The organism is Spirabiliibacterium mucosae (assembly GCF_014884965.1).
Classification (GTDB): Bacteria; Pseudomonadota; Gammaproteobacteria; order Enterobacterales; family Pasteurellaceae; genus Spirabiliibacterium; species Spirabiliibacterium mucosae.
In genome coordinates this window covers 26,105-46,380 of sequence record NZ_JABTBO010000006.1, presented here as the reverse complement: position 1 = coordinate 46,380, position 20,276 = coordinate 26,105, and the positions used below count along the sequence as shown (strand labels likewise).

The following is a 20,276-nucleotide window of genomic DNA, read 5'->3' as shown; positions in this document are numbered from 1 at the left end:
TCTTTCCGTTATTTTTTTAGGCTTTATAACAAGTTAATCCACTTATTGCAATGCTATCCGCGTTTTTATCACAGGTAATTCCAAAAATCCCCCTTGCAAGAAAAACGGCGAACGCACGCCATACCACGGGTCTTCATCGTTATAATATTCGACATACGTCTGCCAGCGGTGCACGCGCTCGGCGTTAATCACAGGAAAGCGATACTCTGCCTGGTCAATTTTGCCCAGCTGCTCGCCGGCCAATTTACCCTTGACGGTGATGTAGTGCTCTTGAATGCTCAATGGGTCGATAAAGTGCGGTATGCGTACAATAAAGCGCCCGTTGCTGTGCGCCTCAGGGATAGGCTTGGCGCTGTATTTATCCACCGGCAAACTGAGCACTTCCAGCTCGCTTTGCGTGTTGCTCAGCGCTTTGGCTGAAATCACTTTGCCACCCAAGCGCACACCCACGCACTGGCATTGGCTGTCGGCCGCGGCGAGTTGGTCAAAGCTGATTAGAGTGTGCTCACCGCGCTCCAAACCTTGTGGCGCCAGTTGGCAAGCAGACAGTGCACTGACCGCCAGTGCAAGGACTAAATAATTATATTTCATCTTCTACTCCCGGCCTGGCAGTTTTTTCCAGGTCACTTGATTGCGGATATACACAGGCTCAATCGCTAACGCGTCTTGCACCTGCCCCTGCTTGAAAGCTGCTTGGGCTAATGGCAGCATATATTGCGCTGACGGCAGTGTGATTTCAACCGCACTTTTCACCACGCTTGAAAGCGCAGGATAGGCCTGCCAGCCCGTGCCAATAAAGGCCTCAGCGTGAATGTTTTTCTCAGCAAGTATGCTAAGCAACTGCTCAGGCGGCAGCACTTGCTCCGCCATCAGCGCCTGCCAGCTGTCGAACGTTTGCTCATCAAGGGTGATGGCTTGGTGTTGCAAGGCGGAGAAATACACCTCGCCCATGCGGGCATCAATGGCGCAAAGTGCGGTTTTGGCACCGCACTTTTGATACGCCGCCTGTGCCATGGCAGTGAGGTTTGAAATGCCAATCACGCCGCAATCCACCCCCAGCGCCAGCCCCTGCACAATGCCGCAGCCTATGCGCACTCCGGTGAAGCTGCCAGGCCCGCGGCCATAAACCAACGCATCCACATCGCTAAGGGCAATGCCCGCGGTGGCCAAAATTTCATCCACCATCGGCAAAATGCGCTTAGTGTGCGCCTTTGGGCTGAGCTCATCTAAGCTTATCACCTCGCCTGCACGTAGCAACGCCACCGAGCACGCCTCCGTTGCCGTATCCAATGCCAATAAAGTTGTCATAATTCATCCCTAAAATCGCGCCTACGCGCTGTTGAGTGGGGGTATTTTAGCATAAAAGCATTGTTTTAAAATCCATTGCTATTGGCTTTAAAAGAGAAATGTTATTCATGCCTTAAATGGTTACTTTTGCGCCAAAAACACCGTTGCTTTTTCTAGATCGCGGGTGCGTTGGGCGTTGGGGAGGCTTTTGATAAAGGTTTGGCCATAAGGGCGCATGACAAGGCGGCTGTCGCAGATGATGATCACCCCGCGGTCGCTGACGTCGCGAATCAGCCGCCCTACCCCTTGTTTTAGGGTGATGACCGCACTTGGCAATTGAATGTCATGGAACGGGTCACCGCCGCGCAGTCGGCAGTCTTCAATGCGGGCTTTGAGCAGCGGCTCGTCGGGTGCGGTGAACGGCAGTTTGTCGATGATGACAAGACTCAGCGCATCGCCGCGCACATCCACCCCCTCCCAAAAGCTCGCCGTGGCGACCAGCACGCTGTCACTCTCTTGGGTGAATTTTTCCAGCAGGGCCAGCTTGCTGCTGTCGCCTTGGCAGAGCACGTTGAGCGAGGAATTGTCACGCAAAAATTGGGCTAAATCGCTCATCATTTGATAAGAGGTACACAGCAAAAAACAGCGCCCGTGGTTGGCTTCAATCACGCCTTGGAGCATCTCGCCGAGTTTTGCCGCCGTGTGACGCTGGTTGCTGGCAGGCAAATAGCGCGGCACGCACAGCATCGCTTGGCGCTGGTAATCAAACGGGGATGCCAGCACAATCTCGCGCGCTTGCGTGATGCCCATGCGTTGGCAGAAGAAATCAAACGTGCCGCCCACCTCGAGCGTGGCGGAGGTGAAGACCCACGCAGCGGGGTGATCGTTGAGCTGCTGGCCAAATTTTTCCGCCACGGTCAGTGGCGTGATGTGCAGCGTGAACAGGCGATTAAAGGTTTCATACCAATAGCAAAAGCCCGTTTGCTGAGTTTGGCAAATGCGCTCGAGGGTGGCGATGTGGCCGTTGATGCGCTCGTAAATGCTGTCGATGGTGGGGCTGCGCCCCAAGTGGGTTTTGGCCACATCACGCAAAAACGCCAGATTTTTCGCCAATGTGTCAACCGCACTTTGCGCCGCACTCGATTGCAACAGCTCACGCAAATTGCCACGCTGATTGCCGTCACCAAGCAACAAGCGGACATCTTGCACAATTTTGTTGAGGTGATCGGCCGCGGTGTTGAGCTGCTTGGCGTCTTTGAGCTCGGTGCGATAGCACAAGGTGGCATCGCGGCAGAGATCAAACAATTGCCGCGCGCTCAGTGAAAGCCCAAAGTAATGGCTGGCAACGTCGGGCAACTGGTGTGCTTCGTCAAAAATCACAATGTCGGCGTTGGGAATTAGCTCGCCAAAACCGCCCTCTTTAACCGCCATATCGGCACAAAAAAGATGGTGATTCACCACCACCAAATCGGCATCAAGCGCCTTTTTGCGCGCTTTGAGCACATAGCACTCTTTGTACTGCGGGCAATCTGAGCCTAAGCAGTTTTCATTGGTGCTGGTCAACTGTGGCAACAGCGGGCTGTCTTCAGCAATCGAGTCACACTCACTCAAATCGCCGCTACTGCTTTGCGCTTGCCATTGGCGCACGCGGGAGAGATCGGCCAGCACACTGCGATCACCGAGCACGCCTTCAGCGATGAGTTTATCAAGCCGCTCAAGGCAGAGGTAATTGCTGCGCCCTTTGAGCAGCGCCAGCTTGCCGCTGTATTGCAACGCTTTTTGAATGGTGGGCAGATCGCGTTTGTAGAGCTGATCTTGCAAATTTTTGGAGCCGGTGGAGATGATTGTTTTTTTGCCTGAAAGCATCGCTGGCACAAGATAAGCAAAGGTTTTGCCCGTGCCCGTGCCTGCCTCAATCACCAGCTGCGATGTGCCCTCGATGGCTTGGCTGACCGCACTTGCCATGGTGGTTTGCTCCGCGCGCGGCTGAAAGCCTTGAATGTGCTCAGCCAAGGTGCCGTTTTTGGCAAAGGCCTTTTTCACCGTGGTGGAGAGTTTACTCGCCATAATCAAAATTGCTCAAGCACATCCAGTGCGTCGGTGAGTTTTTTCACGGTGAACACCTGCATATCACGAATGGCGTGTTTAGGCTTGTTGGCAAAAGGCACAATCGCGCGCTTGAAGCCGTGCTTGGCCGCCTCGCTGATGCGCTCCTGCCCGCTGGCCACCGGGCGGATTTCACCGCCTAGACCCACTTCGCCAAACACCACCAAATCTTGCGGTAATGGGCGATTGCGCAGGCTCGAAATCAGCGCCAACAGCAGCGCCAAATCCGCGCCAGTTTCTGTCACCTTCACGCCACCGACAACGTTGACAAATACGTCTTGATCCGACATTTGCAAGCCACCATGGCGGTGCAACACTGCAAGCAATAACGCTAGGCGATTGTGCTCCAACCCCACCGCCACACGGCGCGGATTGGCGAGCATAGAGTGATCGACCAGCGCTTGAATTTCCACCAACAAGGGGCGCGTGCCCTCCCAAATCACCATCACTGAGCTGCCTGGCGTTTGCTCTTCGCCGCGGCTTAAGAAGATTGCGGATGGGTTTTTCACCTCTCGCAGGCCTTGCTCGGTCATCGCGAACACGCCGAGTTCATTGACCGCGCCGAAGCGGTTTTTCTGACTGCGCAAAGTGCGGTAGCGCGAGTCGGCCTCGCCTTCAAGTAAAATCGAGCAATCAATGCAGTGCTCCAGCACTTTTGGGCCAGCCAGCGTGCCGTCTTTGGTGACGTGGCCGACCATGATGATCGCCACATGGTGCGTTTTGGCATAACGGGTCAAAAAAGTCGCACACTCGCGCACTTGCGCCACGCTGCCAGGCGAGGATTGAATATCCGCCAAATGCATCACTTGGATGGAGTCAATCACCATAATTTGTGGTTTTTCAACATCAGCGGTGGCACAAATTTGCTCCACAGAGGTTTCTGACAGCATCCGCAGTTGATCGGTTGGCAAGCCTAAACGATTAGCGCGCATCGCCACTTGTTGCAAAGACTCTTCACCGGTGACATACAAGGTTTTCATTTTTTGCGACAGCGCACACATCACCTGCAACAGCAGCGTACTTTTGCCCGCGCCTGGGTGGCCGCCAATCAAAATCGCACTGCCAGGCACCACGCCGCCGCCCAGCACGCGATCCAGCTCGTGAAATTGGCTAGAAAAGCGCGGCAATTCCTGCAACGAAATTTCAGAGAGCGTTTGCACTTTGCTGCTTTGCTCGCCGGCATAGCCACTAAAACGGCTGCCCTTGGCCACCGCAGGAGCAATGCGCACTTCTGTAATGGTGTTCCACGCTTTGCAGGCGTTGCATTGGCCTTGCCAGCGGGCATATTCCGCGCCGCAGTCGTTGCATACAAAGGCTTTTTTTGCTGCTTTTGCCATCGTCACCCAATGCTCAATTGAATTAAAAAGAGATGCCGACGCGTGCACACGTTGGCGTGAAAAAGTGTTTCCAGACTGCTGGCTTGCGCCTGAGGCGGCAGTGCGGCAATGGCCTCAAGTTTGCCTAAAATCCGCGCATTGAGCTCAAAAAACTCCTCACTTGGCGCGAGCAACCGCACTTGGCTGTTTTCATTGACGATCGCCTCAATCGCTGAGCGTTGCTGTTGCCAAAATTGGTAAAGTGCGGTCAGCTCAGGCAACCCGCCTTGGCCTTGCAAGGCATATTCAATCAAGCGCAATTCATAGGCTAAAAGCGGGCTTAAATCCGCTTGCGATACCGCACTTGGTAGTGCCATTGTTGGCTTTTGTTGGCTAGGCGCAATGCCACTGAGTTGATAGCCGCGCTCGGCTTTGCTCAGCTGGCCAAAACGCGCGCCGTCAAGCGAGCTGATGTGAGAAACAAAGGTGAGCAAATCCGCCACGCTGCCGTGCTTGAGTTCAAACTCAATTTCGCTAATCGGCGCACGGCGCTCGCCTGCAATGATTTCCCCTTGGTCAAGCGCCACTTCAATCACCGCGCCAGTGCCAAGCTCCACTGTCCACGCTTGGCGCAAGAAATCGGTGCTGAAAATCGCCCGCAGGCTTGATTGCAACTGCGCTAAAGGCGGCTCAAAATTGAGCTCGCTAAACTGCGCAAAGCGGCTTAAATCAGGCTTTGGGCTGGCCAGTGGCACATTGTATTCTGGCCGCTGATGCAGCCCGCCGGTGACTTGGCCTGAGAGTTTTAACGTCAGCTCAAAGGCATCATTGACTGTGCGCACCCGCAGCCCCATTTTGTGGCGGGAGAAAAAGTGATCCTCACTGTCGTAATAACAATTGCCAAGCACCGCTTGGGTGTGTGACAGCACCCGATAATCGCTCAATGCTTGGCTTAAGAATGTTGCAACATTTTGTTTAACAAGGAGTTTAACTTCAACTTCTGGCAACATATTTATCCTTTTTTGTTTTTTGTTTGGGCTTGATTATATCAGCCTTTTTGCCATTTGTGACCTGAAAAAGGCAAAAGTGCGGTTGGCGCAATTGTCACAACGATGGATTTTTCAATGTGCAAGGGCGTGAATTTAGGTATAATGACGCTATTGTCATTATCCATTTTTAGGAGTCAAACAATGCCGATCAACAATATCTTAGGGCTTTTCGCTCAATCCCCACTCAAGCCACTGGAAAAACACTCCAAAAAAGTCAGCGAATGCTGTGATTATTTAATCCCCTTTTTTGAAGCCTCATTTGCCAAAGACTGGGACACCGCGGAGGCACTGCGTGAGAAGATCTCCCTTGCTGAACGTGAGGCCGATGTACTCAAGCGTGAAATCCGCCTGCGCCTGCCGCGCGGCTTGTTTATGCCTGTTGATCGCACCGATTTGTTGGAATTGGTCACCCAGCAAGACAAGCTCGCCAACTACGCCAAGGATGTCTCAGGCCGTGTGATTGGCCGCCACTTGTATATTCCTGAATCACTCCAAGATGACTTTTTAGCCTATGTGAAACGCAGCCTCGATGCCTCTCGCCAAGCCAATTTGGTGATTGAAGAGATGGAAAGCTTGCTGGAGACGGGCTTTAAAGGCCGCGAGTTGAGCTTTGTGAATAAGATGATCAACTCCCTTGACACCATTGAAGACGACACCGATCACCAACAAGTGGTGCTGCGCCGCGCGTTGATGGCGATTGAAGATCAGTTCAAACCGATTGATGTGATCTTTTTATACAAAATCATTGAGTGGATCGGGGTGCTGGCAGACCAAGCACAACGTGTGGGATCGCGCATTGAATTGATGCTCGCGCGCTCGTAACGAGGCTTCAAGCAAGGATTTTTTATGGAATTTATTGCACAATATGGGCAGTTGGTGATCATCATCACTGCCATAGCAGGGCTGTTGATGGCGTTTGGCATCGGCGCAAACGACGTTTCCAACGCCATGGGCACCTCGGTCGGCTCCGGCACCATCACCGCCAAACAAGCGGTGCTGATCGCGATGATTTTTGAGTTTGCTGGCGCCTATTTAGCCGGCGGTGAGGTGACACAAACCATCAAAAGCGGGATTGTTGACCCAACCCTGTTTGCCGGCGAGCCACAAACCTTGGTGCTGGGCATGATGTCGGCGCTGTTCTCCGCCGGCGCTTGGCTTTTGATCGCCTCTTACATGGGTTGGCCTGTTTCCACCACCCACTCGATTGTGGGCGCGTTGATTGGCTTTGCTTGCGTCACCGTCGGCCCGCACACCGTCGAGTGGGGCACGGTGAAAAGCATTGTCGGCAGCTGGTTTATCACGCCGGTGATTTCAGGGATTGTCGCCTACACCATTTTCATCAGCACCCAAAAGCTGATTTTCGACACCGAAACCCCGCTGGATAACGCCAAAAAATATGGCCCGTATTACATGGGGCTAACCAGCTTTATCTTGAGCATCGTCACTATGACCAAAGGGCTCAAGCACGTTGGGTTACACCTCACGGGTGTTGAAACGTTCTTAATCTCACTCGTTATCAGCATCTCTTCTATAGTGTTTTGTTATTTCTACTTCCGCAGTAAATCCTTCGAAAACCGCGTGCAAGGCGGCACCTTCGGCGGGGTGGAAAAGGTCTTTAGCATCTTAATGTTGCTCACTGCCTGCTCCATGGCCTTTGCTCATGGGTCAAATGACGTGGCCAACGCCATTGGGCCGCTTTCTGCCGTGGTGGCGATTATCCACGGCGGCGGCGTGATTGCCGCGAAAAGTGCGATTGCTTGGTGGATTTTGCCTCTCGGCGCGGTCGGGATTGTCTTTGGCCTTGCGTTGATGGGCTACCGCGTGATGGGCACCATCGGTGGCGGGATTACCGATCTCACCCCAAGCCGTGGCTTTTCGGCCGAATTTGCCACCGCTATCACAGTCGTGGTCGCCTCGGGCACGGGTTTGCCAATTTCCACCACGCAAACGCTGGTCGGCGCGGTGCTCGGTGTCGGTTTCGCCCGCGGGATCGCCGCACTCAACCTCGGTGTGATTCGCAACATCTTCGCCTCCTGGGTGATTACTTTACCCGCTGGCGCATTGTTTGCTATTATCTTCTATTATTTATTACACGCTATCTTTCTATAATTCAATTTAGGCTGGCCACACGTTGGCCAGCGACATAACTATAAACAGGATTTCTATGAAAAATAGACTGAAAACACTCATTCTCACCGCACTTTCACTTTCTCTCACCGCCCCTGTGTTGGCTGACACGCGCTATGTCACCGACGATCTCAGCACCTATTTGCGCAAAGGCGCGGGCGATGAATACCGCATTTCAGGCTCCATCAAAGCCGGCGAAAAGGTCAATGTTCTCAATCAAAAAGACAAATACAGCCTCATTCGCGACAGCCGCAACCGCGAAGGCTGGATTTTGACGAACGAACTCTCCGCTGAGCCCAGCGCTAAAATTCAAGTGCCGGCGTTGAAAAACCAAATCCAAGAGCTGAGTTTGAAACTCAACAAAATTGATGAAGAGTGGCAACAACGGGTGAGTGAAATGCAACGCCGCACTCGCCAAGCGGAAACTCAAAGCAGCCAGCTGCTAGAGCAAAATAGCCAGCTCAAACGCCAACTGGTGACAGTGCAAAACAAAAATAAAGAATATGAAGCGCTACTCAGTGCGGAAAAACAAGAAATTATCATCCGCTGGTTTTTATACGGCGGCTCGGTGATGCTGGTGGGCTTGTTGCTGGGCTTGATTATCCCACGCTTGTTCCCACGCCGTCGCCGTGATGGCTGGGCTTAATATGCAAAGTGCGGTCGAGCCTCAAATTTATCTCGTCGGCGGCGCGGTGCGTGATGCCCTGCTCGGCCTTGAGGTCAAAGACCGCGACTACGTGGTGGTGGGCGCCACGCCTGAAGCGATGCTGCGCCAAGGCTTTCGCCAAGTCGGCGCGCAATTTCCTGTGTTTTTGCACCCCGAAAGCCATGAGGAATATGCCTTGGCGCGCACTGAGCGCAAGGCCGGCCACGGCTACCAAGGTTTTGCCTTTGATTTCACCCCCAGCGTCACCCTTGAGCAAGATTTAATTCGCCGCGATTTAACCATCAACGCCATTGCGCAATCCTCCGATGGCAAATTGATCGACCCTTATGGCGGTGTGAACGATATTGAAAACCGCACTTTGCGCCACATCTCCCCTGCTTTTGCTGAAGACCCACTGCGCGTGCTGCGCGTGGCGCGCTTTTATGCCCGCTTTGCCCATCTTGGCTTTTCAATCGCGCCCGAAACGCTGGATTTAATGCGTGAGATTGTCAACGCCGGTGAGCTGAGCTTCCTCACCCCTGAGCGGGTGTGGCTGGAGTGTGAAAAGGCCTTGGTGAGCGACAGCCCGCAGTGCTTTTTCAATGCGCTGCATGAGTGCGGCGCGCTGGCGGTGTTGATGCCTGAAATCGACGCCCTTTTCGGTGTGCCTAACCCGCCTAAACACCACCCTGAGATCGACAGCGGCATTCACACTCTGATGGTGCTTGAGCAAAGCGCGCGGCTGACTGTTGGTGATGAAAGTGCGCGCAAAATCAAAGTGCGGTTTGCCGCCCTCACCCATGATTTGGGCAAGGCGCTGACCCAGCCTGAGATTTTGCCGCATCACTACGGCCATGAAGAGCGCGGCGTAAAAAGCGTCAAAGCGCTGTGCCAACGGTTGAAAGTGCCCAACACGGTGGCGCACTTTGCGCAGCTGAGTTGCCGCTTTCACACCCATGTTCACCGCATTATGGAGATGAAGCCAAGCACCATTGTGCGCTTTTTTGACCAAATCGACGCTTGGCGCAAGCCTGAAAATTTGCGTGATTTAGCGCTGGTGTGCCGTGCCGATTCCCGCGGCCGACTGGGCTTTGAAGAGGTTGAATACCCGCAAGCCGACATTGTGCTGGCGCTGTTCAACGCCGCGCAACACGCTGATGTGCAGGCCATCATCAAACAAAGTTGGCAAGGGGCACAAATCCGCGAGCAACTGGCACTGGCCCGCGCCCAGCTCGTTGAAAAAGCCAAAGTGCGGTTCACTCAAGGGTGAAGTCCATTACCAGCGGGTTGTGATCGGAGGCTTGGGTGCGCTCTGTCCAAGCATTGAGCACTTTAATGTCGCGCACAAAGATGTGATCGAGCGCGTTGTGCATAAAACGCTTGCGAAAATCGGGATTGAACTTCACCTCTTGCATGCCATAGTGCGCCACCAAACGCTGCAACAAGCGCATCCGCCGCGCCCGCCAGCTGTTGAAATCCCCGGCGAGGATAATTGGGCCTTGATGCTGGTTGATGATATCAAACATCGCTTTGAGTTGCTGCTCGTAGTTTTTTGGGTTCCATTCAAAATTGACCAAATGCACGTTGATCACCAGCAAAGTGCGGTCATCACCAAGCGGAAAATGCGCCGCTTGGGCAATTTTCGGGATACGGATCCACGGCTCTTGCTCGGAGGCGATGCAATAACGTTGCGGCAAATAATTGGCCAGCAGCATCACGCCCGACATCGCATCATGATAAGAAAATGTGCCTGCATGAATGCCGTGCCACGGCTTGCTGCGCGGCAAAATGCGCTCAAGGTGATTGTTTTGGGAGGCCTCTTGCAGCAGCAAAAAATCAGCCTGTTCGGCATAATGGCTGAGCTTGTCTTGCCAGCCACTGTCCTCGCCTTTGTGAATGTTCCAATCCACTAAACGAAAGCGCTTTTTGCGCGCAATCGGCGCGGGTGGGGCATGCTCAAAGCAGCGCAAATTGTGGGTGCTTTGTGCCACCTGCTCACTGTGGGCAGGCGCGGGCAGATTGATGGTGTCAATCTCAGGCTGGGGGAAAATTTTCAACGGTTTAATGTAATGATAAGCCACTGCCACTCCCAAGATGGCCACCAGCAGGCAGCCTAATTTGCATTTTTGTCCCATTTTGTCGCTCGCTTGCATGCTTGAGGCTAATATAACAATTTATTGCTTTACATACGAGGGGGGAATTGGTTTAATTTGCCCATTCAAATTGTAAAAAGGGACGGTTTATGGGTATTTATACCTATATTGTTTTTTATCCGCGTTGTCCATTCTCATTGGTTTTATCACCAGCAAAATCAGCGACCGCATTCAATCCACCATTGCCATCAGTGCCGCGGCCATGGTCGGCTCACTGGCGTTGCTTATCAGCGGTGCGTTAGGCTGGTTTAGTGTTGAAAATCTTGCCACCAATGTGATGCAGCAAATTGATTTCAAAAGCTTTTTGCTCAACGGCATTTTAGGCTTTTTGCTCTTTGCCGGCGCCCTTGGGATCAAAATCCCCATTTTGCGCGACCAAAAATGGGAAATCACCGTGTTTGCGCTGTTCTCAACGCTGGCCTCGACGTTTTTCATCGGTGTATTGATTTATCTCGCCGCGCAGCTCATCGCGCTGCCAATGCCGTTTATCTACTGCGTGCTTTTCGGCGCGTTGATTTCGCCAACCGACCCGATTGCCGTGCTGGCGATCATTAAAAACTTACGCGCGCCGAAGCGTTTGTCCATGCAAGTGGAAGGCGAATCGTTGTTCAACGACGGTGTGGGCTTGGTGATTTTTGTCACCATTTTCACCGTGGCGTTTAGCGGTGAAGAGCCCACACTGGGCGGGATTTTCAGCCTATTTTTGCATGAGGCGATTGGCGGGATTGTGTTTGGCTTTGTCCTTGGCGTGCTGGCGCACTATTTAATCTCCGCCACCGATGACGGCAGCATGGAGATTTTGCTCACCCTCACCATCCCCACCGCAGGTTTTATTTTGGCCAATCATTTGCACGTCTCCGGCGCCTTGGCGATGGTAGTCTCCGGCATTATGGTGGGCAACTGGACGCGCACCAAGGGCTTTTCAGAGCAAAGCCAGCGCTATTTAGATCACTTTTGGGAGATGATTGACCACTTCCTCAATTCACTGCTCTTTTTGCTTATCGGTTTAGCGTTGCTGCTCATCACGGTGTCGTGGCAGAGTTTAATTTTGCTGTGCTTGGCCATCCCGATTTGTTTGATTGCGCGCTATTGCAGCTTGTGGATCCCGTATCAAATTTTCAGTTTTTACCGCACTTATAACCCTTATACGCTAAAAATTATGACCTGGGGCGGGTTGCGAGGTGGCCTTGCGCTGGCGATGGCGCTGTCTATCCCAGGCGGTGTGGCGCTGATTGGCGACAGTGGCCTTGACGTGCGTGATGTGATTTTGGTGATGACTTACGCGGTGGTGATGTTTTCTATTTTAGTGCAGGGTGTTACCATTGAAAAAATGATTCAAGCGGCCAAAAAGGTGGACCCAAACAAAGAGGATTACCTCCGCCCAGCCAGCCGGCTTGTGAAACACAAACAAAATGACGACCTCAACGCCTATTTATCAAAATAATATGACAACACAACGCGACGACCGCGCCCGCTTTGTGCACTTGCAAGTGCACAGTGACTTTTCGATGATCAACGGCTTGGCCAAAGTCAAGCCGCTGGTGGCACAATGCGCCGAGCACAACATGGTGGCCATGGCGCTGACCGATTTCAGCAACTTTTGTGGCTTGGTGCGTTTTTATGGCGACACACTCTCCAAAGGCATCAAGCCGATTATCGGGGTCGACGTGCTGGTGCAAAGCGATCAGGCCGGCGCCGAGCCGTTTGCTTTGACGTTGCTGGCGAAGAATAATGAAGGCTACAAAAACATCACGCTGCTAATTTCCAAAGCCTATCAGCGCGGCTATTTTACAAAGCCATGGATCGATCAAGACTGGTTGATTGAACACAAAGCCGGGGTGATCATTCTCTCTGGCGGGCGCAACGGCGATGTGGGGCGCTTTTTGGTTAACGATCAACACGAGGCGGCCTTGACCGCACTTTCGTTTTATCAAACCCATTTTGCCGATCACTACTACCTCACCCTGGTGCGCACGGGCCGCGAGAACGAAGAGCGTTATATCCAGCATGCCATCGCTCTTGCGCAAGCGCAGAATATCCCCGTGGTGGCCACCAACGAGGTGTGCTTTTTAAAACAAGACGATTTTGACGCACACGAAATCCGCGTGGCAATTCACGACAGTTTCACCCTTGATGACCCCAAACGCCCGCAGCTTTACAGCCCGCAGCAGTATTTAAAAAGCGAGCAAGAGATGTGCGAGCTGTTTGCCGACATCCCGCAAGCGCTGGAAAACAGCCTGCGCATTGCCGAGCGCTGTAACGTTACCATCCGCTTGGGGCAATATTTTTTGCCGCAATTCCCAACAGGCGAGCTCAGCACCGAGGACTACCTCGTCAAGCGCGCCCGCGAGGGGCTTGAAGAGCGCTTGACCGCACTTTTCCCTGACCCGAAAGTGCGGTCACAAAAGCGCCCAGCTTATGACGAGCGGCTGCAAATTGAACTGGATGTGATCAACCAAATGGGCTTCCCGGGGTACTTTTTGATCGTGATGGAGTTTATCCAGTGGTCAAAAGACAACGACATCCCCGTCGGCCCAGGGCGCGGCTCAGGCGCGGGCTCACTTGTGGCTTATTCATTAAAAATCACCGATCTTGACCCACTGGCGTTTGATTTGCTGTTTGAGCGCTTTTTGAACCCAGAGCGGGTGTCGATGCCAGACTTTGACGTGGACTTTTGCATGGATGGGCGCGACCGCGTGATTGAGCACGTTGCTGAAATGTACGGACGTGACGCGGTGTCACAAATCATCACGTTCGGCACCATGGCAGCGAAGGCGGTGATCCGCGATGTTGGGCGGGTGCTCGGCCACCCTTACGGCTTTGTTGACCGCATTGCCAAGCTCATCCCGCCAACGCCAGGCATGACGCTGGCCAAAGCGTTTGAAGAAGAGCCGCAACTGGGCCAAATTTATGAAAGCGATGAAGAGGTTAAAGCGCTGATCGACATGGCGCGCAAACTTGAGGGCGTCACCCGCAATGCGGGCAAGCACGCCGGTGGCGTGGTGATTTCGCCTACCACCATCACTGATTTTGCCGCCCTTTATTGCGACCCAGAAGGCCTGCACCCAGTCACCCATTTTGATAAAAACGATGTGGAATATGCAGGCCTAGTGAAATTCGACTTCTTGGGCCTGCGCACACTGACCATCATCAAATGGGCGGTGGATATGATCAACGCGCGCATGGCTCGCGAGGGCAAAGATCCGATCGCAATTGAGCGCATTCCGCTTGATGATGAGGCTTCATTCAAACTGCTGCTCGATGCCCAAACCACCGCGGTGTTCCAGCTTGAATCCCGCGGCATGAAAGATTTGATCTCCCGCCTTAAACCCGACTGCTTTGAAGACATCATCGCGCTGGTGGCCTTGTTCCGCCCAGGCCCTTTGCAATCGGGCATGGTGGACAACTTCATCCGCCGTAAACACGGTGAGGAAGAGATTTCCTACCCTGATGCGCAGTATCAGCACGACTCCCTCAAGCCAATTCTTGAGCCAACCTATGGCATTATTTTGTATCAAGAGCAAGTGATGCAAATCGCCCAGGTGCTGGCAGGCTACACCCTTGGCGGCGCCGATTTGCTGCGCCGCGCGATGGGTAAGAAAAAGCCAGAAGAGATGGCCAAGCAGCGCAGCGTGTTTGAACAAGGAGCGATTAAAAATAACATCGACGGCGATTTGTCGATGAAGATTTTTGACTTGGTGGAAAAATTCGCCGGTTACGGCTTTAACAAATCCCACTCCGCCGCCTATGCGCTGGTGTCTTACCAAACGTTGTGGCTTAAGGCGCACTTCCCAGCGGAATTTATGGCGGCGGTGATGACCTCCGAGATGGACAACACCGATAAAATCGTCGGCTTTTATGACGAGTGTTTGCGCATGGGGCTGACCGTGTTGCCACCGGATATCAACAACGGGCAATACCGTTTTAGCGTGAATGAAAAAGGCGAAATTGTCTACGGCTTAGGTGCCATCAAAGGCGTGGGTGAAGCGCCAATTCGCACGATTATTGAAGCGCGCGAGCAAGACGGGCGGTTTAAAGATTTGTTTGATCTTTGCGCGCGGGTGGATTTGAAAAAAATCAACCGCCGCACGTTTGACAGCCTGATTCTCTCAGGCGCGTTTGACAAGCTCGGCCCGCACCGCGCGGCGCTGGCGAAAAACCTGCAAGATGCGCTCAAAGCCTCTGACCAACACGCCAAAGACGAGGCGATGGGGCAAGCAGATATGTTTGGCGTGCTGACCCAAGCGCCCGAAGAGGTGGAAATTGCCTATGCCAACACAGCAAAATGGTCGGAAAAAGTCATTCTTGAAGGCGAACGCGACACCTTGGGGCTTTATCTCAGCTCCCACCCAATCAGCCCGTATTTAAAAGAGTTGTCGCACTATTGCAAAAACCGCGTCAGTGACTTGCAACCCACCCGTCGTGGCCAGCTTGACAGCGCTTGTGGGCTGATTGTCAACTCGCGCATTGCGGTGACCAAAAAAGGCAACCGCATTGGCATCATCACCCTTGACGACCGCTCAGGGCGGCTGGATGCCACGCTGTTTGGCGAAACGCTCGAGCAATACGGCCAATTTTTGAATAAAGACAACATTGTGATTATCACCGGCCAAGTCAGCTTTGATGAATATTCGCAAGGCAACCGCATGAACGTACGCGAGCTGCAAACCCTTGATCAAGCCCGCAGCCGCTATGCCAAAAGCCTGGCCTTGAGCGTGAATGAAGCGATGCTGACACCGCACTTTGTCAATCAGCTCAAAGCCACCTTGAGCCCGCACAGCGAAGGCGTGCTGCCAGTGCATATTTATTATCACTCCAGCCTTGGCCGCGCGCGGCTGCATCTGGGCACCGCTTGGCGAATCACCCCCACAGATGCGCTATTAGACGCCCTAAGCGCCATGCTCGGTGAACAACAAGTTGAGCTAGAGTTTGATTAATTTGTGCTATACTGCCAAAATACACCAAAACACCTTGATTTAAGGAAATATGATGAGCCAGGAATTTTTAGATTTTGAGTTGCCGATTGCGGAATTAGAGGCCAAAATTGAGTCGTTGCGCGCGGTCACTCACGAAGATGACAAAATCAATCTTGATGATGAAATCAAACGCTTGCGCAAAAAAAGCGAAGAGTTAACCAAAAAAACCTTTGCCAACCTTGACCCATGGCAGGTGTCTAAAATGGCGCGCCACCCACAGCGCCCATACACACTTGATTATATCAGCGAAATTTTCACCGAGTTTGAAGAGCTGGCAGGCGATCGCGCCTTTGCTGACGACAAAGCCATTGTCGGTGGCATTGCCCGCCTTGACGGCAAGCCTGTGATGGTGATTGGCCACCAAAAAGGCCGCAGCGTGAAAGAAAAGGTGCAACGCAACTTTGGCATGCCCGCCCCTGAGGGCTACCGCAAAGCGCTGCGTTTGATGCAGTTGGCTGAGCGCTTTAACATGCCGATCATCACCTTTATCGACACCCCAGGCGCCTACCCCGGCGTGGGCGCGGAAGAGCGCGGCCAATCAGAGGCGATTGCGCGCAATTTGCGTGAGATGTCAACGCTGAAAGTGCCGGTGGTGTGCACCGTGATTGGTGAAGGTGGCTCTGGCGGCGCGCTGGCCATTGGTGTGGGTGATAAAGTCAATATGCTGCAATACAGCACCTATTCGGTCATCTCGCCTGAAGGCTGCGCCTCGATTTTGTGGAAAAGTGCGGAAAAAGCGCCACTGGCCGCAGAAGCGATGGGCATCACCGCTAAGCGCCTCAAAGAGTTGAAACTCATCGACAACATCATTGAAGAGCCATTAGGCGGCGCGCACCGCGACGTGCCAGCGATGGCGAAAATGCTTAAAGCGCGCATTGTTGATGACCTCAACGAGCTCAGCACCTTGGATAGCGACGCCTTGCTTGCCCGCCGTTATGACCGCTTGATGAGCTACGGCTACTGCTGATAAAGGATACCCATGAAAAACGTTTTATCCATTCAATCCCACGTGGTCTATGGCTACGCGGGCAACAAAGCCGCGGTGCTGCCGATGCAGCTGCTGGGCATGGATGTGTGGCCACTCAACACGGTGCAGTTTTCCAACCACACGCAATACCAAAAATGGAAAGGGATGGTGATCCCCAAAGAGCAAATTGCCGAAATCACCCAAGGCATTGCCGAGATTGACGCCCTACACGAGTGCGATGCGGTGCTCTCGGGCTACATTGGTGCCGCGGAGCAAGGCCAAGAGATTTTAAACACCGTGCAACGCATCAAATCACTCAACCCGAATGCATTGTATTTTTGTGACCCCGTGATGGGCCACCCAGACAAAGGCTGCATTGTCGCCCCGGGTGTGGCGGAGTTTTTAATCCATGATGCCCTGCCGCAGGCGGACATTTTAGCGCCAAATTTGATTGAGCTGCGTGAGCTCACCGGCCTCAAAGTGGAAGATTTCACCGGCGCGCTCAAGGCGATTGAGCACCTGCTCTCACGCGGGGTGAAAAAGGTGCTGGTGAAGCACTTAAGCAAAGTTGGCAAAGACAGCTCGAAGTTTGAGATGATCCTCGCAACAACAGCGGGCATTTGGCATATCAGCCGCCCGCTGCATGAGTTTGTTGGGCGTGAGCCTGTCGGCGTGGGTGATTTGACCAGCGGCGTGTTTTTAGCTAATTTGCTCAATGGCATGGACGATGTCAGCGCCTTTGAGCACACCGCTAATGCTGTCAATGATGTGATGAGCGCCACCCAGCGCGCGGGCAAATACGAGCTGCAAATTGTCGCCGCACGGCGTGAAATCATGCAGCCGCAAAGCCACTACCGCGCTGAGAAGATCGCCTAAGGCTTGACTGTGGGGCTTTATTCCAACTTTTGCGCCACCCTCGCGCACCACGCCCCACACACGCACCGCTTCCTGCTCGCCTTTAGTGGCGGGCTGGATTCAACCGCACTTTTACTTTTATTCGCGCAATATCAAACGCAACACCCGCACGTTGAGCTGCGCGCGGTGCATATTCACCATGGCTTAAGCCCAAAGGCGGACGCGTGGGCGGCGCACTGTCAAGCGCTGTGTGCCCAGCTGGGCGTGCCGATGGTGATTGAACACGTCAAGTTAAGTGGCAGCAACATCGAGGCGCAAGCCAGGCAGGCGCGTTATGCTGTATTTACGCGGCTTTGCCAGCCGAATGAAATGCTTGTCACTGCCCACCACGCGCAGGATCAAAGCGAAACCTTTTTGCTTGCGCTTAAGCGTGGCAGCGGTTTGCAAGGCTTGAGCGCCATGCTGGTGATGAAACGCCGTGGCGAGATGGTGCATTTTCGCCCACTGCTGACGCAAACGCGCGACAGCCTGCTTGCCTTTGTGCAAGCGCATAATGTGGCGTGGGTAGAGGATGAAAGCAACGCCGACACGCGCTTTGATCGCAACTTTCTCAGGCACACGATTTTGCCACCGCTGCGCCAACGCTGGGGGCAGATTGACCACATGATCGCCCAAAGCGCTGAGCAGTGTGCCCAGCAGCAAGCGTTGATTAACGAGCTGTTGCAACCGCACTTTGCCCCGCGTTTTAATGCGCAGGACGCCAGCTTGAGCGTGCGCGATTGGCACAGGCTGTCAACGCACTTGCAATTGGCTTTATTACGCCACTGGCTGACACGCGAGCTGGCCTCGCCTCCGAGCCAAAAGCAGCTCTCGGCAGTGCTTGACAATGTGATTGGCGCCAAGCACGATGCCTGCCCGCAGGTGAGCGTGGGTGAGCGCGTGGTGCGGCGCTTTCAACATCGGCTTTATTTGACACCGCACTTTGCCCCCACACGGCACTGGCAAGGCTGGCTGATGGACGGCCACAGCCTCACGTTGCCCGACGGCCTTGGCCAGCTGCATTTGTCACAAGGTGAAATCACCTGGCTTGACCGCACTTTTACCTTAGGCCAGCCGTGGCCAAAAGTGCAAGTGCGGTTTGATTACAGCGGCAAAGTGCGGTTAAGGCCAACAGCGCGTAACACCGAGATAAAAAAACTCTGGCAGCAGTTTGGCATCCCGCCGTGGGTACGCTGCCGCACTCCGTTAATTTTCGTCAATGATGAGCTAATTGCCGCTTTGGGCGTGTTCAACGTGCAGGCATAAAAAATCCGCCCATACAGGCGGATTGTCTGTCAAAGTGCGGTTAAATCGCCCAATGCCCTGCGTAAAAAGCAACCAAGGCGATGGCGATGATCACCGTGCCGAGGTTGAGCTTTTTAAACTCGCCTGAGACCACACGGCCAATCACCAAGCTTGCAAAGCCGAGCATGATGCCGGTGACGATGTTGGCGGTCAGCACGATAAACACCGCGCAAATAAGCCCACTCATAGCGCCAACAAAGTCATTGAAATCGAGCTTGGAAACATTGCTGAGCATCAACAACCCCACATACATCAACGCCGGCGCCGTGGCATAGGCTGGTACAATGAAGGCCAATGGTTGGAAGAAGATCATCAACAAAAACAACACGCCAACCACAATTGCGGTGATGCCAGTTTTGCCCCCCGCGGCTGTGCCCGCGGCGGATTCAATATACACCGCCGCTGGTGCTGTGCCGAGCAACCCTGAAAGCACGCTGCTGACGGAGTCAGATGTCAAGGCTTTGCCGCCGTTGATGATTTGCCCTTGTTTGTCGAGCAAATTGCCTTGGCCGGCCACCGCGCGGATAGTGCCGGTGGCGTCAAACACCGCGGTCATCACCAGTGCGAACACCACAGGCAAAATCGCTGGCTGCAGCGCACCTAAAATATCAAGCTCCATCACCAATGAATGCTCTCCAAATGACGGCTGTTTGAAAATCTCACCGCTGAAGGTCACGGCAGGGTCGGCCACAATGCCGATAATGGTGATGGCGATAATCACCAGTAAAATGCCACCTTTGACTTTGAGCTTTTCAAGCCCGATGGTCACCGCCAAGCCGACCAACGCCATGATGACAGGAAATGAAGTGAAATCCCCCATTTTCACTGGCAGGCCGGCGTCGTTTTTAATCACCAAGCCCACGCCGTTGGCGGCAATCAGCAATAAAAACAGCCCAATGCCGATGCCAGCGCCGTTGGCAATCGCACTTGGCAGGTTGCGCAAAATCCAGCTGCGGATGCCGGTTATGCTAATCAGCGTGAACACCACCCCCATTAAAAACACCGCGCCGAGCGCGACAGGAATACTCACCTGCTGGCCGAGCACCAAGCTAAAGGCAGTGAAGGCGGTCAGTGAAATGGCGCAACCAATCGCCATTGGCGCATTGGCCCAAAAGCCGATCAAAATCGAGCCGAGGCCGGCGACCAAGCAGGTGGCGATAAACACTGATTCCGGCGGGAAGCCTGCGGCGCTGAGCATATTCGGCACCACAATCACGGAATAAACCATCGCTAAAAAGGTGGTCAAGCCTGCGATCACCTCTTGGCGCACGTTGCTGCCGCGCGATGACAACGAAAAATGTTTGTCGAGCCAACCGCGCTCGCTGGATGGGGTTTGGGCGTTCATAAAAGTTCCTTTGGTTAATAAAAGTGCGGTGCTATTTTACTCAATGATGGATTAATAATCCATCAGCTTATTCAAAATTTTTGCAACGCTGTTTTTTGTTTTAAT

Annotated in this window: 15 protein-coding genes and 1 pseudogene; 9 read left to right on the top strand and 7 right to left on the bottom strand. The window is 53.5% G+C overall.

Annotated features, from left to right (window positions below; genetic code table 11):
- Positions 1 to 42: 42 nt before the first annotated feature.
- From HPC37_RS03320 to HPC37_RS03300, 5 genes are all read right to left on the bottom strand, one after another.
- Positions 43 to 591: a Slp family lipoprotein gene (locus tag HPC37_RS03320; RefSeq protein WP_208121807.1), complete on the bottom strand. Its 549-nt coding sequence runs from the start codon at positions 589 to 591 to the stop codon at positions 43 to 45.
- 3 nt (positions 592 to 594) lie between these two features.
- Positions 595 to 1,308: a tRNA (adenosine(37)-N6)-threonylcarbamoyltransferase complex dimerization subunit type 1 TsaB gene (gene tsaB / locus HPC37_RS03315; RefSeq protein WP_208121806.1), complete on the bottom strand. Its 714-nt coding sequence runs from the start codon at positions 1,306 to 1,308 to the stop codon at positions 595 to 597.
- 120 nt (positions 1,309 to 1,428) lie between these two features.
- Positions 1,429 to 3,354, bottom strand: coding sequence for a DNA repair helicase YoaA (gene yoaA / locus HPC37_RS03310; RefSeq protein WP_208121805.1), 1,926 nt, complete (start codon positions 3,352 to 3,354; stop codon positions 1,429 to 1,431).
- A gap of 2 nt (positions 3,355 to 3,356) precedes the next feature.
- The gene (gene radA / locus HPC37_RS03305) at positions 3,357 to 4,730 is read right to left on the bottom strand and encodes a DNA repair protein RadA (protein WP_208121804.1); all 1,374 of its coding nucleotides are present in this window, start codon (positions 4,728 to 4,730) and stop codon (positions 3,357 to 3,359) included.
- 2 nt (positions 4,731 to 4,732) lie between these two features.
- Positions 4,733 to 5,719: a CYTH domain-containing protein gene (locus HPC37_RS03300; protein ID WP_208121803.1), complete on the bottom strand. Its 987-nt coding sequence runs from the start codon at positions 5,717 to 5,719 to the stop codon at positions 4,733 to 4,735.
- 180 nt (positions 5,720 to 5,899) lie between these two features.
- On the opposite strand from HPC37_RS03300, the gene HPC37_RS03295 reads away from it, so the two are divergent.
- Genes HPC37_RS03295 through HPC37_RS03280 form a run of 4 tightly spaced genes read left to right on the top strand, consistent with a single transcriptional unit; the run spans position 5,900 to position 9,801 of the window.
- On the top strand, positions 5,900 to 6,580 hold the full coding sequence (locus HPC37_RS03295; RefSeq protein ID WP_208121802.1) for a TIGR00153 family protein: 681 nt from the start codon (positions 5,900 to 5,902) through the stop codon (positions 6,578 to 6,580).
- A gap of 24 nt (positions 6,581 to 6,604) precedes the next feature.
- Positions 6,605 to 7,867: an inorganic phosphate transporter gene (locus HPC37_RS03290; protein WP_208121801.1), complete on the top strand. Its 1,263-nt coding sequence runs from the start codon at positions 6,605 to 6,607 to the stop codon at positions 7,865 to 7,867.
- A 55-nt stretch (positions 7,868 to 7,922) separates the two neighbouring features.
- Positions 7,923 to 8,531, top strand: a complete 609-nt coding sequence (locus tag HPC37_RS03285) for a TIGR04211 family SH3 domain-containing protein (protein WP_208121800.1) — start codon at positions 7,923 to 7,925, stop codon at positions 8,529 to 8,531.
- Entirely contained in the window at positions 8,518 to 9,801 is a 1,284-nt protein-coding gene (locus HPC37_RS03280; RefSeq protein WP_235961353.1) for a multifunctional CCA addition/repair protein, read from the top strand. The genes HPC37_RS03285 and HPC37_RS03280 overlap by 14 nt, the downstream gene beginning before the upstream one ends.
- Here HPC37_RS03280 and HPC37_RS03275 read toward each other — a convergent pair.
- Positions 9,788 to 10,684: an endonuclease/exonuclease/phosphatase family protein gene (locus HPC37_RS03275; protein WP_208121799.1), complete on the bottom strand. Its 897-nt coding sequence runs from the start codon at positions 10,682 to 10,684 to the stop codon at positions 9,788 to 9,790. The two genes, HPC37_RS03280 and HPC37_RS03275, sit on opposite strands and share 14 nt — an antisense overlap.
- Positions 10,685 to 10,773: 89 nt before the next feature.
- Here HPC37_RS03275 and HPC37_RS03270 point away from each other — a divergent pair.
- The 5 genes and pseudogenes from HPC37_RS03270 (at position 10,774) to tilS (ending at position 18,787) form a co-directional block, all read left to right on the top strand.
- A pseudogene (locus HPC37_RS03270) lies at positions 10,774 to 12,128 on the top strand (cation:proton antiporter).
- A gap of 1 nt (position 12,129) precedes the next feature.
- Positions 12,130 to 15,621, top strand: a complete 3,492-nt coding sequence (dnaE, locus tag HPC37_RS03265; RefSeq protein ID WP_208121797.1) for a DNA polymerase III subunit alpha — start codon at positions 12,130 to 12,132, stop codon at positions 15,619 to 15,621.
- Between the two features lie 52 nt (positions 15,622 to 15,673).
- Positions 15,674 to 16,627, top strand: coding sequence for an acetyl-CoA carboxylase carboxyl transferase subunit alpha (accA, locus tag HPC37_RS03260; protein WP_208121796.1), 954 nt, complete (start codon positions 15,674 to 15,676; stop codon positions 16,625 to 16,627).
- Between the two features lie 12 nt (positions 16,628 to 16,639).
- Positions 16,640 to 17,503, top strand: coding sequence for a pyridoxal kinase PdxY (gene pdxY, locus HPC37_RS03255; protein ID WP_208121795.1), 864 nt, complete (start codon positions 16,640 to 16,642; stop codon positions 17,501 to 17,503).
- A gap of 9 nt (positions 17,504 to 17,512) precedes the next feature.
- Positions 17,513 to 18,787 carry a tRNA lysidine(34) synthetase TilS gene (tilS, locus tag HPC37_RS03250; RefSeq protein WP_208121794.1) on the top strand — a complete coding sequence of 425 codons (1,275 nt, stop codon included), beginning with the start codon at positions 17,513 to 17,515 and terminating at the stop codon, positions 18,785 to 18,787.
- A 40-nt stretch (positions 18,788 to 18,827) separates the two neighbouring features.
- Here tilS and HPC37_RS03245 read toward each other — a convergent pair whose 3' ends face one another.
- Positions 18,828 to 20,171 carry an NCS2 family permease gene (locus HPC37_RS03245; protein ID WP_208121793.1) on the bottom strand — a complete coding sequence of 448 codons (1,344 nt, stop codon included), beginning with the start codon at positions 20,169 to 20,171 and terminating at the stop codon, positions 18,828 to 18,830.
- Positions 20,172 to 20,276 lie beyond the last annotated feature (105 nt).

Coding starts and splice junctions, on each gene's coding strand:
- HPC37_RS03320 (WP_208121807.1), bottom strand. CDS start 591: ATGAAATATAATTATTTAGTCCTTGCACTGGCGGTCAGTGCACTGTCT.
- tsaB (WP_208121806.1), bottom strand. CDS start 1,308: ATGACAACTTTATTGGCATTGGATACGGCAACGGAGGCGTGCTCGGTG.
- yoaA (WP_208121805.1), bottom strand. CDS start 3,354: ATGGCGAGTAAACTCTCCACCACGGTGAAAAAGGCCTTTGCCAAAAAC.
- radA (WP_208121804.1), bottom strand. CDS start 4,730: ATGGCAAAAGCAGCAAAAAAAGCCTTTGTATGCAACGACTGCGGCGCG.
- HPC37_RS03300 (WP_208121803.1), bottom strand. CDS start 5,719: ATGTTGCCAGAAGTTGAAGTTAAACTCCTTGTTAAACAAAATGTTGCA.
- HPC37_RS03295 (WP_208121802.1), top strand. CDS start 5,900: ATGCCGATCAACAATATCTTAGGGCTTTTCGCTCAATCCCCACTCAAG.
- HPC37_RS03290 (WP_208121801.1), top strand. CDS start 6,605: ATGGAATTTATTGCACAATATGGGCAGTTGGTGATCATCATCACTGCC.
- HPC37_RS03285 (WP_208121800.1), top strand. CDS start 7,923: ATGAAAAATAGACTGAAAACACTCATTCTCACCGCACTTTCACTTTCT.
- HPC37_RS03280 (WP_235961353.1), top strand. CDS start 8,518: ATGGCTGGGCTTAATATGCAAAGTGCGGTCGAGCCTCAAATTTATCTC.
- HPC37_RS03275 (WP_208121799.1), bottom strand. CDS start 10,684: ATGCAAGCGAGCGACAAAATGGGACAAAAATGCAAATTAGGCTGCCTG.
- dnaE (WP_208121797.1), top strand. CDS start 12,130: ATGACAACACAACGCGACGACCGCGCCCGCTTTGTGCACTTGCAAGTG.
- accA (WP_208121796.1), top strand. CDS start 15,674: ATGAGCCAGGAATTTTTAGATTTTGAGTTGCCGATTGCGGAATTAGAG.
- pdxY (WP_208121795.1), top strand. CDS start 16,640: ATGAAAAACGTTTTATCCATTCAATCCCACGTGGTCTATGGCTACGCG.
- HPC37_RS03245 (WP_208121793.1), bottom strand. CDS start 20,171: ATGAACGCCCAAACCCCATCCAGCGAGCGCGGTTGGCTCGACAAACAT.